The sequence below is a fragment of the Variovorax sp. TLI9-5A genome (assembly GCF_056867935.1).
Genome location: NZ_CP200310.1, coordinates 3026403 through 3039850, shown reverse-complemented (window position 1 = coordinate 3039850; position 13448 = coordinate 3026403). Strand labels below are relative to the sequence as shown.

11 protein-coding genes are annotated in these 13448 nt (G+C 68.6%); 8 read left to right on the top strand and 3 right to left on the bottom strand.

Going from position 1 to position 13448, the window contains the following annotated elements; translation table 11 throughout:
* Position 1: 1 nt before the first annotated feature.
* The gene (locus tag AC1VNX_RS14445) at positions 2 to 751 is read right to left on the bottom strand and encodes a DODA-type extradiol aromatic ring-opening family dioxygenase (RefSeq protein WP_483161953.1); all 750 of its coding nucleotides are present in this window, start codon (positions 749 to 751) and stop codon (positions 2 to 4) included.
* A 201-nt stretch (positions 752 to 952) separates the two neighbouring features.
* On the opposite strand from AC1VNX_RS14445, the gene AC1VNX_RS14440 reads away from it, so the two are divergent.
* Positions 953 to 1885: a LysR family transcriptional regulator gene (locus AC1VNX_RS14440; RefSeq protein WP_483157306.1), complete on the top strand. Its 933-nt coding sequence runs from the start codon at positions 953 to 955 to the stop codon at positions 1883 to 1885.
* Between the two features lie 71 nt (positions 1886 to 1956).
* Positions 1957 to 3813, top strand: a complete 1857-nt coding sequence (locus AC1VNX_RS14435; protein ID WP_483157305.1) for an ABC transporter ATP-binding protein — start codon at positions 1957 to 1959, stop codon at positions 3811 to 3813.
* Positions 3814 to 3828: 15 nt separating this feature from the next.
* On the opposite strand, the gene AC1VNX_RS14430 is transcribed toward AC1VNX_RS14435, so the two are convergent.
* Positions 3829 to 4257, bottom strand: a complete 429-nt coding sequence (locus AC1VNX_RS14430) for a VOC family protein (protein ID WP_483157304.1) — start codon at positions 4255 to 4257, stop codon at positions 3829 to 3831.
* A 70-nt stretch (positions 4258 to 4327) separates the two neighbouring features.
* On the opposite strand from AC1VNX_RS14430, the gene AC1VNX_RS14425 reads away from it, so the two are divergent.
* The 3 genes from AC1VNX_RS14425 (at position 4328) to AC1VNX_RS14415 (ending at position 8109) form a co-directional block, all read left to right on the top strand.
* Positions 4328 to 4933, top strand: a complete 606-nt coding sequence (locus tag AC1VNX_RS14425; protein WP_301512082.1) for a TetR/AcrR family transcriptional regulator — start codon at positions 4328 to 4330, stop codon at positions 4931 to 4933.
* 348 nt (positions 4934 to 5281) lie between these two features.
* Positions 5282 to 6682, top strand: coding sequence for a DUF2868 domain-containing protein (locus AC1VNX_RS14420; protein ID WP_483157303.1), 1401 nt, complete (start codon positions 5282 to 5284; stop codon positions 6680 to 6682).
* Entirely contained in the window at positions 6679 to 8109 is a 1431-nt protein-coding gene (locus AC1VNX_RS14415; protein ID WP_483157302.1) for a GTPase/DUF3482 domain-containing protein, read from the top strand. The genes AC1VNX_RS14420 and AC1VNX_RS14415 overlap by 4 nt, the downstream gene beginning before the upstream one ends.
* Here AC1VNX_RS14415 and AC1VNX_RS14410 read toward each other — a convergent pair.
* Complete coding sequence (locus AC1VNX_RS14410) at positions 8106 to 9092, bottom strand: sialic acid TRAP transporter substrate-binding protein SiaP (protein WP_483157301.1); 987 nt, start codon at positions 9090 to 9092, stop codon at positions 8106 to 8108. The two genes, AC1VNX_RS14415 and AC1VNX_RS14410, sit on opposite strands and share 4 nt — an antisense overlap.
* Before the next feature lie 212 nt (positions 9093 to 9304).
* Here AC1VNX_RS14410 and AC1VNX_RS14405 point away from each other — a divergent pair, with 212 nt between their 5' ends.
* From AC1VNX_RS14405 to AC1VNX_RS14395, 3 genes are all read left to right on the top strand, one after another.
* Complete coding sequence (locus tag AC1VNX_RS14405; protein WP_483157300.1) at positions 9305 to 11059, top strand: IlvD/Edd family dehydratase; 1755 nt, start codon at positions 9305 to 9307, stop codon at positions 11057 to 11059.
* Between the two features lie 27 nt (positions 11060 to 11086).
* A complete protein-coding gene (locus AC1VNX_RS14400; RefSeq protein ID WP_483157299.1) occupies positions 11087 to 11857 on the top strand; it encodes a class I SAM-dependent methyltransferase in 771 nt (256 codons plus the stop codon).
* A 139-nt stretch (positions 11858 to 11996) separates the two neighbouring features.
* Positions 11997 to 13442, top strand: coding sequence for a glycerophosphodiester phosphodiesterase family protein (locus AC1VNX_RS14395; protein ID WP_483157298.1), 1446 nt, complete (start codon positions 11997 to 11999; stop codon positions 13440 to 13442).
* Positions 13443 to 13448 lie beyond the last annotated feature (6 nt).

The window sequence follows — 13448 nt, the reverse complement described above, 5'->3', positions numbered from 1 at the left end:
TTCAAGCCCCGAACCGGAAGCTCGACACCACCAGCCCACCCATGAACGCATCCTCGTGATACACGCGTTCGCCAGCTTCGCCTTCAGCGGCACCGACCGCCACCATCAACGGAATCAGATGCTCCTCGCGCGGATGTGCCATCCGCGCCGCCGGGGCTGAATCCCACTGCAGCAGCTGCGCGCTGCGCTCGCCGGCCGTGCTCTTCACCACGGCCTCGTCGAGCCAGTCGTCGAAAGCCTTCGACACGCCGTGCGCCTGGGGGCCGAAGTTGCGCAGGTTGTGATAGCTCAGCCCACTGCCGACGATCAGCACGTTCTCGTCGCGCAGCGGTGCGATGGCGCGGCCCAGCGCGAGGTGTTCCGCCGGGTCGAGGCCGCGACGCAGCGACAGCTGCACCACCGGCACGTCGGCCTTGGGGTAGATGGCGGCCATCGGCGAGAACATGCCGTGGTCGTAGCCGCGCTGGGGGTCGATCTGCGCCGGCAGGCCGGCGGCGGCGATGAGCGACTGCACGCGCTGCGCCAGTTCGGGCGAGCCCGGTGAGTCGTAGTGCACCTCGTAGGTGTGCGGGGGGAAGCCGCCGTAGTCGTAGATCATCGGCGGCTTCGCGTTGCCCTGCACGGTGAAGACGGGCGCCTCCCAGTGCGCCGAGACCATGAGGATGGCGCTGGGCGTGCGGCCGATCTGACGGGGCATGTCGGCCAGCGAGGCTTCGAGCTGGTTGTAGGTCGGGCCCATTTCCTTCTTCATCCAGGGCCATGGGCCGCCGCCGTGCGAGATGAAATAAGTGGGCAGGCGCGGCGAAGTGGTGGCGGTGTTGGTGTCGTGGGTCAAGTCGATGCTCCTCGATGAAAGCGTTGGATCGACTGTAGACATTTCCTCCGAGGAAATCGACAGGCTACGATGCATCGAATCAGTTCCTCCCAGGAAATCTTCAAGAAGGACGCTCATATGGACCGGATGACCAGCCTGCGGGTGTTCCGCGAAGTCGTGGAGGCGGGCAGCTTCGTGGCGGCTGCGCAGCGGCTGGGCATGTCGGCGCCTATGGCGAGCAAGCATGTGGCGCAACTGGAGAAGTCGCTGGGCGCGCGCCTGCTGCACCGCTCCAGCCGGCACCTGAGCCTGACCGAGGCCGGCACGGCCTGGTACGAGCAGAGCCGCCGCGCGCTCGATCTGCTCGACGCCGCCGAAGCAGCCATCGGCCAGACCAGCGACACGCCGCGCGGCCAGCTCAAGGTGAGCGCGCCCGTGTGGTGCGCCACGCCGCGCTTCGCCCGCGTGCTGGCCGACTACCGCGAGAAGTACCCGGAAGTGCTGGTCGACATGCACCTGGAGAACCGCAAGGTCGACCTCGCGGCCGATGGCTACGACCTCGCATTGCGCGCCACGCAGGAGCCCTCGCCCGCGCTGATTGCCCGGCCGCTGTGCCGGGTGCCCTTCTTCCTCGCCGGCACGCCCGCCTACCTGGAGCGCATGGGCGGCGTGCCCGCCGTGCCGGCCGACCTCGCGAAACTGGGCGCCATCGTGCCGAGCTACGTGAACCTGGACAACCTCGCACTCAAGGGCCCGGGCGGGCGGATGTTTCCGCTGCGGCTGGTGCCGGCCATGCGCTCGGACGACACCACGCTCACGCTGCACGCGGTGCGCGCGGACATGGGCATCGCCTACATGCCCACGTGGCTGATCGACGACGACATCGCGCAGGGACGGCTGCTGCGGCTGCTGCCGGACTTCGAGGCCACGCCGGTGACGCTCTTCGCGGTCTACACGAGCCGGCAGTACATGGCCCCCAAACTGCGTACTTTCATCGACTTCCTGGGCGAGCGGCTGGGCCCGCCGGCGGCGAGCCAGGGCAAGCCGCGCGGCACGCTGAACGCTTCCTGAAGAACGCACCTTTTCGGGGCAAGGTCATGCATGCGCGGCTAAAGTCCTGAGCTCTCCGGGAGACCTCGCTCTTGTTCCGATTCTTCGAAAAACTCCTTCACCCCTACCCTGCCGCCGAGCCGCCGATGCCGCCGCAGGGCTTCTTCGCCTTCCTCTGGGCCTGCACGCACGGCGTGCGCGGCAAGATCGCGGTGATGGCGGTGCTCACCGCCGCCATGTCGATCTTCGAGGCGGCGCTGTTCGCGATCCTCGGGCGCATCGTCGACTGGCTCGCGGGGGAGGAGCCCTCGCGCCTGTGGCAGGAGCGCGGCGGCACGCTCATGTGGCTGGCCGCCTTCCTCGTCATCAGCATCGTGGTGGTGGCGCTGCAGACCATCGTGAAGCACCAGACGCTCGCGGTGAACCTGCCGATGCGCCTGCGCTGGAACTTCCACCGGCTGATGCTGGGCCAGAGCATGGCCTTCTACCAGGACGAGTTCGCCGGCCGCATCACGGCCAAGGTCATGCAGACCGCGCTGGCGGTGCGCGACACCATCTTCGTGCTGGCCGACGTGCTGGTGGCCATGGGCGTGTACGTGGCCACGATGATCATCCTGGTCGGCCTGCTCGACGCGCAGCTGGTCTGGCCCTTCCTGATCTGGCTGGCGCTGTACATAGGCTCGCTCGTGTACTTCGTGCCGCGCCTGGGCAAGGTCGGCAAGGAGCAGGCCGACGCCCGTGCGCTGATGACCGGCCGCGTGACCGACGCCTACACCAACATCGCGACCGTCAAGCTGTTCTCGCACACGCAGCGCGAGGCCGGCTTCGCGCGCGACGCGATGCGCGAGTTCATGAAGACGGGCTACGGCCAGATGCGGCTGGTGAGCGCCTTCGAGATCGTCAACCACACGCTGAGCATGGGCCTCACGGCCGGCATGGCGGGCATGGCGCTGTGGCTGTGGTCGCACGGTGCGGTCGGCATCGGCGCCGTGGCGGCGGCCACCGCGATGGCGCTGCGGCTGCAGGGCATGTCGCACTGGATCATGTGGGAGATGACCAGCCTGTTCGAGAACATCGGCACGGTGCAGGACGGCATGAAGACGCTGTCGCGCCCGCGCACCGTGCTCGACGCGGCCGATGCCAGGGCGCTCGAAGTGCCGCGCGGCGAGGTGCGCTTCGAGCACGCGAGCTTCCGCTACGGCGACGCGGGCCGCCGCGTGATCGACGACCTGACGCTGACGGTGAAGCCCGGCGAGAAGATCGGCCTGGTCGGCCGCTCGGGCGCGGGCAAGTCGACGCTGGTGAACCTGCTGCTGCGCTTCCACGACCTGGAAAGCGGCCGCATCCTCATCGACGGACAGGACATCGCGCACGTCACGCAGGACTCGCTACGCGGCCACATCGGCATGGTCACGCAAGACACCTCGCTGATGCACCGCTCTGTGGCCGACAACGTCGCCTACGGCCGGCCCGATGCCACCAAGGAGCAGATCGAGGCGGCAGCCCGGCGCGCGGAAGCGCACGACTTCATCCAGACGCTGGGCGACGCGACCGGCCGTCGCGGCTACGAGGCGCACGTGGGCGAACGCGGCGTGAAGCTCTCGGGCGGCCAGCGCCAGCGCGTGGCCATTGCGCGCGTGATGCTGAAGGACGCGCCGATCCTGCTGCTCGACGAAGCCACCAGCGCGCTCGACTCCGAGGTGGAGGCCGCCATCCAGCAAAGCCTCTACACGCTGATGGAAGGCAAGACGGTGATCGCGATCGCGCACCGGCTCTCGACCATCGCGGCGATGGACCGGCTGATCGTGCTCGACGAAGGCCGCGTGGTGGAAGAAGGCGACCACCGCACGCTGATGGCCCAGGGCGGGCTCTACGCGCGGCTGTGGGCGCACCAGAGCGGCGGCTTCCTCGGCGACAGCCTGGAAGAGGACGAGGCGCTGCGCGCCTGATCGGCTCTTTCCTCTTCAGGTCGGCAGGGCGCCGGCCTCGTACTGCGCAACGAACTCGCCCGACGGCGGGATCGGCTTGATGATGTCGATCAGCACCCCGTTCGGGTCGCGCGTGATGAAGTGGCGCTGGCCGAAGGCCTCGTCGCGCAGCGACAGCAGGATCGGCAGGCCGGCGGCCTTCAGCCGGTCGTGCACTGCGTCGGGGTCGTCCACTTCGAAGTTCAGCAGCGTGCCCCCCGCCACCTGCCCGCGCGCGGCCGCCGGGACGGTTTCGTGCCGGCCGTCGAGCACGGCGAGGTTCACCAAGGGCTCGTCCGCCAGCTGCAGGTGCACATACCAGTCGCTCGTGAAGAGCGGCGCGAAGCCGAAGTGCGTCTTGTAGAAATCCGCCGTTCCGGCAACGTCGTTGGTCATGAGAACGGGGTAGTAGCTCGTCACTTTCATGGTGGCTCCTTTCATTTAACATACAGACTGCATGTAAATTGAATATAACTTACAGACAGGCTGCATGTAAATGAGCAAAACCACATCGGCAACGGTCAGAAGCAACCGCGAACGCACCGAAACGACCCGCCTCGCGCTGCTGGACGCGGCGCGCGCCCTCTTCGTCGGCAAGGGCTACGGCGACACCTCCACGCCCGAGATCGCGGTGGCCGCCGGCATCACGCGCGGCGCGCTGTACCACCACTTCGTCGACAAGCGCGACCTGTTCCGCCAGGTGCTGCAGCGCGAAAGCCAGGCCGTCGCGGCCGACATCGAGGCCGCCGCGCCCGAGCAGCTCTCCCCGCGCGAGGCGCTGCTGGAGGGCAGCAAGGCCTACCTGAACGCGATGACGGCGCCGGGCCGCACGCGGCTGCTGCTGATCGACGGGCCCGCCGTGCTCGGCATGGAAGAAATCATGGCGCTGGACGACACCACCTCGGCCGCTTCGTTGCGCCAGGGCCTGGAGCGCGCCGGTGTGGGCAAGGACGAAGCCTCGCTCGACGCCCTCACCCCCTTGCTCTCGGCCGCCTTCGACCGCGCTGCGCTGGCCATCGACGCGGGCGCGGACGCCGAGGAAACCCGCGCCGCGATGCTGTGGCTGCTGGAGCGCGCGCTCGGCGCCCCTCGTAAACGCTGACAGCCCTCTTCCTGCCCTGCGCTTCGCACGCACCTACAGCACGCGCCGCCCCCTGCCGACACCCGGGCCGCGATGCCCGCGCGATGCTGGATTCATCTTCAACACAGAGGAGTCCTCGCGTGAATTCCATCATCTACATCGTCGGTCTGGTCGTGGTGGTCGTTGCCGTGCTTTCGTTCTTCGGCCTTCGCTGATCCCAACCCTTGCACATCCCATGAAACGGGGCCGCTCGCGGCCCCGTTCTTCGTCGTGGCCGGCCGGAACGTGCCGGGCATAATTTGCGCGGCCTTGCCCTGTGCCGGGCCTCGATGACTCATACAGATACAGACTGGCTGCGAAGGGACCCTGTTGACCAACACCGCGCTGCGCGAACCCGCCTTTACGGACGCGGTGATCACCGAGGCGATCCGATGGACCGAGCAGAACGCTCCGCTCGACGACGCACAGGCCCTGCGCACCGCGGCCTCCCGCACAGCCGATTCCCATCGCCAGGTCACCGAGCGCGCGCTGCTGCTCGGCGAGCGCATCGGCCTGCAGCCTGAACTCGCGCGGGCGCGGCAGTGGGCGCCGTGGGTGCTGATCGGCATTTCGGCGCTGATCGTCTTGGCCGGCCTCGGGCTCGCGGGCAACGTGGTCGGCGGCGAGCGCCACATCAACGTGATCGTCGCGCTCGCGAGCCTGCTGGGGCTGCATGCGCTGACGCTGCTGCTCTGGCTCGTCGGGCTGTGGTTGCCGCTCGGCTCGTTCAACACCGCGTCGCTGGGCTGGATCTGGCTGTCGCTGACCGCGCGCGTGGCCGGCGGCAAGCGCGGACAGGCGCCGGTGCTGGTGCGCGCGGCCACCGGGCTGCTTTCGCGTGCGAAGCTGCTGCCCTGGTCGTTCGGGCTCGTGAGTCACGGCATCTGGTCGCTGTCGTTCGCGGTGGTGCTGGCCGCGATGCTGTTCGCGCTCGCGTTCCGCAGCTACACGCTGAGCTGGGAGACGACGATCCTGGAGCCTGAATTCTTCGTGCGCGCAGTGCAGGCACTCGGGTGGGCGCCGGCGAAGCTGGGCTTTCCGGTGCCCGATGCCGCCACGGTGATGGCCGCCCCTGGCGCCGCCAGCACCGGCGGGCAGCGCACCTGGGCGCTGTGGCTCACCGGCTGCATCGTGGTCTACGGACTGCTGCCGCGCCTTGCGCTGGTGCTGCTGAGCGCGGGCATCCTGCGCAGCCGCCGCAAGGCGCTGCAGCCCGACTGGCACGAGCCCTACTACCGCAAGCTGCTGGCCCGCTTCGCCGCGATGGCGCCGGCCGCCATCGTCGATGCCGACCCGGGCCGCCTGCGCGGCGCCATGCCCTTGAGCCTGCCGGCTTCGGAACTGCACGACGCCCTCTTCGTCCTCGGCTTCGAGCTGCCACCCGACATGCCCTGGCCGCCGGCCGCACTCCCCACTGCAGTTGCCGCACAGGCACTGCGCATCGACGGCAGCGCCCCCGCGCGCCGCGCCCTGCTCGACCAGCTGGCCCGGGTCCATCCACGCACGGTGCTGATGGTCTGCCATGCCGCCTCCAGCCCCGACCGCGGCACCGAGCGCTTCCTGCGCGAGGTGCTGGCGCATTGCGGCGAGTGCCGCCTCTGGCTGGCCGATGCGCTGGACGCCAACGCCACGCAGCGCTGGCTCGACTGGCTTCGAGACACCGGCCTGGAGCGCGTTACCGCCAGCGACCGCCTCGACGCCGCCCTGTCCGAAAGCGCCATCGCCCCATGACGCAGCAGCAACAACAACAGCCCATCCGCATCGCCGTCGTCGGCCACACCAACGCGGGCAAGACTTCGCTGCTGCGCACGCTCACGCGGCGCATCGGCTTCGGCGAGGTGTCGCAGCGCCCCGGCACCACGCGCCATGTCGAATCGGTCGATCTCGACGTGAACGGCGAAGCCGCCGTGCGCTTCTTCGACACGCCCGGACTGGAAGACGCCGTCGCCCTGCGCGAGCACCTTGCCGCCGGCTTCGACGCGCAGGCGACGCCGCCGGAGCGCATCCGCCAGTTCCTGCGCGGACCCGAAGCGCATGGCGTGTTCGAACAGGAGGCCAAGGTGCTGCGCACCATGCTCGACATCGACGCCGCCTTCCTGGTCATCGACGTGCGCGAGCCGGTGCTGCCCAAGTTCCGCGACGAGATCGAGCTGCTCAACTCCTGCGCGAGGCCGGTGCTGCCGGTGCTCAACTTCGTGCGCGACACCGCCAGCCGTGAGCCGGCGTGGAAGGAACTGCTCTCCGCCTACGGCCTGCACGTGCAGGTGCGCTTCGACGCGGCGGCTCCTTTCGTCGGCGCCGAGCAGGACCTGTACGACGACCTCGCCACGCTGCTGCGCGATCGCCGCGAGCTGCTGCGCGGCGTGGCCGATTCGCTGGCCGCCGAGGCCGCGCGCCGGCGCGAATCCGCGTGCTCGCGCATCGCAAGCCTGCTGGTCGATGCCGCAGCGGTGCGCCGCACGGTGCCGTCCACCGAGTTCACCGACGAAGCGCGCCGCAAGGCGCTCGTCGCCGCGCTGCAGAAGGACGTGTTCGACAAGGCGCAGCGCTGCACCGACGACCTGCTCGCGCTCTACGGCTTTCGCCAGGGCGATGCCGACGAGGCCCCGCTGCCGATCATCGAGGGCCGCTGGACGCTGGACTTCTTCAGCCCCGAGGCGATGAAGGACGCCGGCCTGCGCCTGGGCAAGGGCGCCGTCATTGGCGCAGCAGTGGGCGTGGTGGCCGACCTTGCGGTGGCCGGCATCTCGCTCGGCGCGGGCGCGGCGCTGGGTGGCGCCATCGGCGGCGCGGTGTCGCAAGGCCTGGGCCCGCTTGGGCGCAAGATTGCCAACAAGCTGCGCGACGTGCACGAGCTCACCGTGGAAGACGGCGTGCTGTTCACGCTGGCCGCGTGGCAGCTGAAGCTCACGCAGGCGCTGGAACTGCGCGGCCATGCGGCCACGCAGCGCATCGCAACCGAATCGCCCGAGGACGGAGACGCGCCCACGCGCGCCGCCGCCGCGGCGGTGCGCGGCGCTCAACCGGCGCGCAACCATCCCGAATGGGAAACCACCGGCATCGCGTCTCGCAACTTCTGGCGCCCGTCGCCGCAGCGCGAGGCATTGGTGACGGAGCTGTCGATCGCGCTGCAGCGCGCCTTCGAGGCAACGCCCTAGTTCACCAGCGCCTGCAGCCGCGCATAGTCGCCCGGCCGCGCGCCCAGCTGCTCGGGCGTCGAGCGCTTGACGACACGCTCCAGGAACAGCTGCCGGTTGGCCGGCGACACGGTCATGCCCTTGTCGCGCAGGAATTTCTCGTCTTCCAGCTCGCCGGCGATCACGCCGACGTTGGTCCACTTCGCGGTTTCCACCAGCACCTTCTCCACCATCACCTGCTGCTGCGGGCTCAGCCTGCCCCACGCGGCCTTGCCGATGACGATGCCCAGCGTGTCGTAGACATGCGCGGTCAGCAGCACGTACTTCTGCACCTCGTAGAGCTTCTTCGACTTGACGATGTCCAGCGGGTTTTCCTGCGCCTCCACCTCGCTCTTCTTGAGCGAGCCGTACAGGCTCATGAAGGGCAGCGTCACCGGCTTGGCGTCGACCGCGGTGGCGAAGAGCTGGTAGGCCGCGGCGGCGGGCACGTACAGGCGCAGGTCGCGGAAGTCCTCGGGCCTGGCCAGCGGTTTGGCGGAGGTGACCTGGCGCGCGCCGTAGTAGACGGAGGCGACCATGCGGTTGCCGCTCTTCTCGTTGTAGCCCTTCATCAGCTCGGCCAGCAGCGGACTTGCCAGGTACTTGCGCATGTGGTCGAGATCCTTGAAGGCGAAGGGGTAGCTCCCCAGGCTCAGCGGCGGATAGCCCTCGGCCAGCGTGGCCTGCCCGACGTAGGCGATCTGCATCGAGTCGTTGGCCAGCATCAGCGGAAAGTCGCCCTCCTGTCCCAGCCTGGAGGAAGGCACCACTTCGATCTTGATCTTGCCCTCGGACTGCTCGGCGATCTTGCGCGCCGCCAGCTCGGCCTGCTGGTGGAAGATGCTCGTGGGCTCATAGACATGGCCCCACTTGAACTGCAGCACCTGCGCATGGGCAGCCATCGCCCCCGCGAACGCCATGCAAAGAAAAACACCGGCGCGGCACCACAACAACAAGCTTTTCATCGACTCTCCCTCGGGTTGAGAACAGCCCGGCCACATGCAAGATCGAAGCCATGCGGCGGGCGGGTGCCGGGCAACATGTCCGGCGCGGGGATCGTAAGTATTTGAAACCTTATTCGTAACCGGGTTTGCCCGACTGCGGCCCGCACGCCTACGATGCCGGCACGAGCCGAACCTTCCGGCAGCTCGCGCCCCCACAACAAGACCCACATCCCATGTCCGAATCCAAGTTCGAGCCAGACGACAACGACGGCAACGCCAACGCAGGCATGCGCAAGGGCCTCACCAGCTACGGCGACCGCGGCTTCTCGCTCTTCCTGCGCAAGGCCTTCATCAAGGGCGCGGGCTACACCGACGCCGCGCTCGACCGGCCTGTGATCGGCATCGCCAGCACCGGCAGCGCCTACAACCCCTGCCACGGCAACGCGCCGCAGCTCATCGAGGCGGTGAAGCGCGGAGTGATGCTCGCGGGCGGGCTGCCGATGGAGTTTCCGACCATCTCGGTGCACGAGAGCTTCGCCGCGCCGACCAGCATGTACCTGCGCAACCTCATGGCCATGGACACCGAGGAGATGGTGCGCGCGCAGCCCATGGACGCGGTGGTGCTCATCGGTGGCTGCGACAAGACAGTGCCGGCGCAGCTCATGGGCGCGGCATCGGCCGGGCTGCCGGCGATCCAGCTCATCACCGGCTCGATGCTCACCGGCAGCCATCGCGGCGAGCGCGTGGGCGCATGCACCGACTGCCGCCGCTACTGGGCCCGATACCGCGCGGGCGAGATCGACGCGGAGGAAACCGCCGACGTCAACAACCAGCTGGTGGCGAGCGTGGGCACCTGCTCGGTCATGGGCACGGCCAGCACCATGGCCTGTATCGCCGAAGCTCTGGGGATGACGGTGCCGGGCGGGGCCACGCCGCCGGCGGTCACGGCCGACCGCATCCGCATCGCCGAGCAGACCGGCGCGCAGGCGGTGCGGATCGCGCGGGAGCGCCTCACCATCGACAAGGTGCTGACGCCCGCCGCCTTCGAGAACGCGATGCGCGTGCTGCTGGCCATCGGCGGCTCGACCAACGCCGTCGTGCACCTCGCGGCCATCGCCGGGCGCATGGGCCTGGACATCGACCTGCACGCGCTCGACCGCATGGGCCGCGAGACGCCGGTACTGCTCGACCTGAAGCCCTCGGGCCAGCACTACATGGAAGACTTCCATGCCGCCGGAGGCATGGCCACGCTGCTGCGTGAGCTCAAGCCGCTGTTGCACCTCGACGCGCTCACGGTCACGGGCCGCACGCTGGGCGAGGAGATCGAGAGCGCCGGCCCCGGCTTCGCGCAGGACGTGGTGCGAACGGCAGCTCAGCCGATCTATCCGCAGGGCGGCATCGCGGTGTTGTGGGGCAACCTGGCGCCGGGCGGCGCGATCATCAAGCAGTCGGCCGCCAACCCTGAACTGATGGAGCACGAAGGCCGTGCCGTGGTCTTCGAGAACGCCGAGGACCTGGCGCGACGCATCGACAGCGACGAGCTCGACGTGGCGCCGCACGACGTGCTGGTGCTCAAGAACATCGGCCCCAAGGGCGCGCCGGGCATGCCGGAGGCGGGCTATCTGCCGATCCCGCGCAAGCTCGCGCGTACCGGCGTGAAGGACATGGTGCGCATCTCCGACGGCCGCATGAGCGGCACCGCCTTCGGCACCATCGTGCTGCATGTGACGCCTGAGTCGGCCATCGGCGGACCGCTCGCCTATGTGCGCAGCGGAGACCGCATCCGGCTCAGCGTGGCGAACCGGGAGATCTCGCTGCTGGTGACCGACGAGGAGCTGGCACGACGCGCGAAGGAATCGCCGGTGGCGGAACCCACCGCCGAGCGCGGCTACAGGAAACTCTTCCTGCAGACCGTGACGCAGGCCGACAAGGGCGTGGACTTCGATTTCCTCCGCGCACCGGACATCACAGGCAAGGTGCCGAGGTAGCCGGCGAGTGCCCCGCACAATGGGCGCATGACCGATCGCTTCTACGACGAACTCGCCCCGCTCTATCACCTGATCTATCCGGACTGGAACGACAGCATCCGCGTACAGGGCGAAAAGCTCTCGCAGCTCATCGAGGCCGAATGGCCGTCCGCCGATGCAAGCCGCAAGGTGCTCGACGTGTCGTGCGGCATCGGCACGCAGACGCTCGGCCTCGCGGCGCTCGGCCATGCGGTGACGGCTTCGGACCTGTCGGCCAACGAGGTCGAGCGCGCGCGGAACGAGGCCCGTGAGCGCGGCCTCGACATCAACGTCTCGGTGTGCGACATGCGCGTGGCGCACACGCACCACGGCGGCGGCTTCGACATCGTGATCTCCTGCGACAACTCGATGCCGCACCTGCAGACCGACGCCGACCTGCTGACCGCCCTGGACCAGATGACGGCCTGCCTGCGCCCCGGCGGCGGCTGCGTGGTCAGCGTGCGCGATTACGCGCAGGAAGAGCGCGGCAGCAACCTCGTGAAGCACTATGGCGCGCGCGTGGACGACGGCAAGCGCCACGTGCTGTTCCAGGTCTGGGACTTCGACGACGGCGGCAAGGGCGAGCACTACGACCTCGGCTTCTTCTTCGTCACCGAAGACCTCGCCACGCGGGCGGTGAGCACGCGGGTGATGCGCTCGCGCTACTACGCTATCTCGACGACGAGGCTGTGCGAGCTCATGCAGGAGGCGGGGCTGAAGGACGTGCGGCGCGTCGACGGGGCCTTCTTCCAGCCCGTTCTGGTGGGCACGCGGCCCTGATCCCGCACTGACCCGACGCTGGTTTTCAGGCTGTTTCAGAGGGAGTTTCGAGGGCGCCCGCTGGTCACCGTCCCGTCATGGGGCAAACCTAGCATCCGGCGGCTTTCGTTTCTTCTTCGACAACACCTGAAAACCACATATGAAAAAGAGCGTTCCCGCGCCTGCGCCCCGTCCCGTTCTCGCAACCATCGCAGCAATCACGGTCGTCGGCGGCAGCCTGCTGATGACCGCATGCGGCGGCGGTAGTGGCCGTGGCGTCTCCTTCCCGGTGCTCCCGCCGGCACCCGCCCCGGCTCCCGCGCCGGCCCCGCCCGCTCCCTCGCCGCTGGGCACCCTCGACGGCTCCGTGCCCCTGGTCATCGGCCACCGCGGCCTGCCGGGCCTGTATCCGGAAGAAACGAAGACCGCCTACGAGGCCGCCGCCGACGCCGGCGCCGACTCGCTCGAGACCGACCTGCACCTCACCAAGGACTGCGTGCTGGTCGCGCGCCACAACCCCTGGCTGAGCGACAACACCAACATCGCCGACGTCGCCAAGACCAACACCACCGTCGCGGGCCGCAAGCGCACCGTGCCCGGCGTACTGGTCGATGTGAAGTACCCGCCCATCGCGGCCAACGGCCCGGCCCAGTACCTGAGCGACCTGACCGACCCGAACGATCCGAAGTCGGTGCTCAAGTCGCTGATTGTCGACGGCGAGGACCACACCAACGACTGGTCCATCACCGACTTCACGATGGACGAGCTGCGCCAGTGGATTCGCGGCACCACCTACGACGCCAAGGACCAGCGCCCCACCGACCTCAACGGCAAGCTGCCGATCATCAGCTTCCAGGAGCTGATCGACATCGCCAAGGCCAAGAGCGCCTCCACCGGCCGCACGCTCACCGTGTATCCGGAAACCAAGAACCCGATCTGGAACAACGCGCAGGCCATCGCCAACGGCTGCGGCCCGGCGGGCAGCCATCCGCTGGAAGACGCGCTGCTGAAGGTCATGAACTTCAACGACCTCAACCGCAAGGACGCGCCGATCTTCGTGCAGAGCTTCGAGCCCGAGAGCCTGAAGTACCTGCGCTCGGCCGGCATGAAGGCGCGCGCGGTGCAGCTGGTGGACGGCAACGACGTCAACTACCAGACCGGCGAGATGATCTACGTCACCAACGACGTCTACACCTTCGTCGACGGCCGCCCCTACAGCTGGACGCTGGCCGGCAACCCGAAGTGGTTCGGCGAGATGCTCACCCCCGCCGGCCTGGCGGAGGTCAAGACCTACGCCGACGGCATCGGCCCGTGGAAGCCGCAGGTCATGGCCCACACCATCGTGCCCTTCGTCGCGGGCAAGGGCCTGGCCGACGTGAACACCATCAAGCCCACCAGCCTGATCGCTGATGCCCACAAGGCCGGCCTCTTCGTGCACAGCTACACCTTCCGCAACGAAGCGAAGTACCTGGCCGGCGTCTACAAGGGCGACCCGACGGCCGAGTACCTCGCGTACTTCCGCGCGGGCATCGACGGCGTGTTCTCGGACTTCGCGAACACCGCCTTCGCCGCACGCAAGACCTACCTGAAGGAAACGGGCCGCTGAGCGAGG

Bases quoted from the DNA above. Each gene is read 5' to 3' on its own strand.
- AC1VNX_RS14440 (WP_483157306.1), top strand. From the start codon at position 953: ATGGACCGGATGACCAGCCTGCGGGTGTTCCGCGAAGTCGTGGAGGCG.
- AC1VNX_RS14400 (WP_483157299.1), top strand. From the start codon at position 11,087: ATGACCGATCGCTTCTACGACGAACTCGCCCCGCTCTATCACCTGATC.
- AC1VNX_RS14425 (WP_301512082.1), top strand. From the start codon at position 4,328: ATGAGCAAAACCACATCGGCAACGGTCAGAAGCAACCGCGAACGCACC.
- AC1VNX_RS14445 (WP_483161953.1), bottom strand. From the start codon at position 751: ATGAAGAAGGAAATGGGCCCGACCTACAACCAGCTCGAAGCCTCGCTG.
- AC1VNX_RS14430 (WP_483157304.1), bottom strand. From the start codon at position 4,257: ATGAAAGTGACGAGCTACTACCCCGTTCTCATGACCAACGACGTTGCC.
- AC1VNX_RS14415 (WP_483157302.1), top strand. From the start codon at position 6,679: ATGACGCAGCAGCAACAACAACAGCCCATCCGCATCGCCGTCGTCGGC.
- AC1VNX_RS14405 (WP_483157300.1), top strand. From the start codon at position 9,305: ATGTCCGAATCCAAGTTCGAGCCAGACGACAACGACGGCAACGCCAAC.
- AC1VNX_RS14410 (WP_483157301.1), bottom strand. From the start codon at position 9,092: ATGAAAAGCTTGTTGTTGTGGTGCCGCGCCGGTGTTTTTCTTTGCATG.
- AC1VNX_RS14395 (WP_483157298.1), top strand. From the start codon at position 11,997: ATGAAAAAGAGCGTTCCCGCGCCTGCGCCCCGTCCCGTTCTCGCAACC.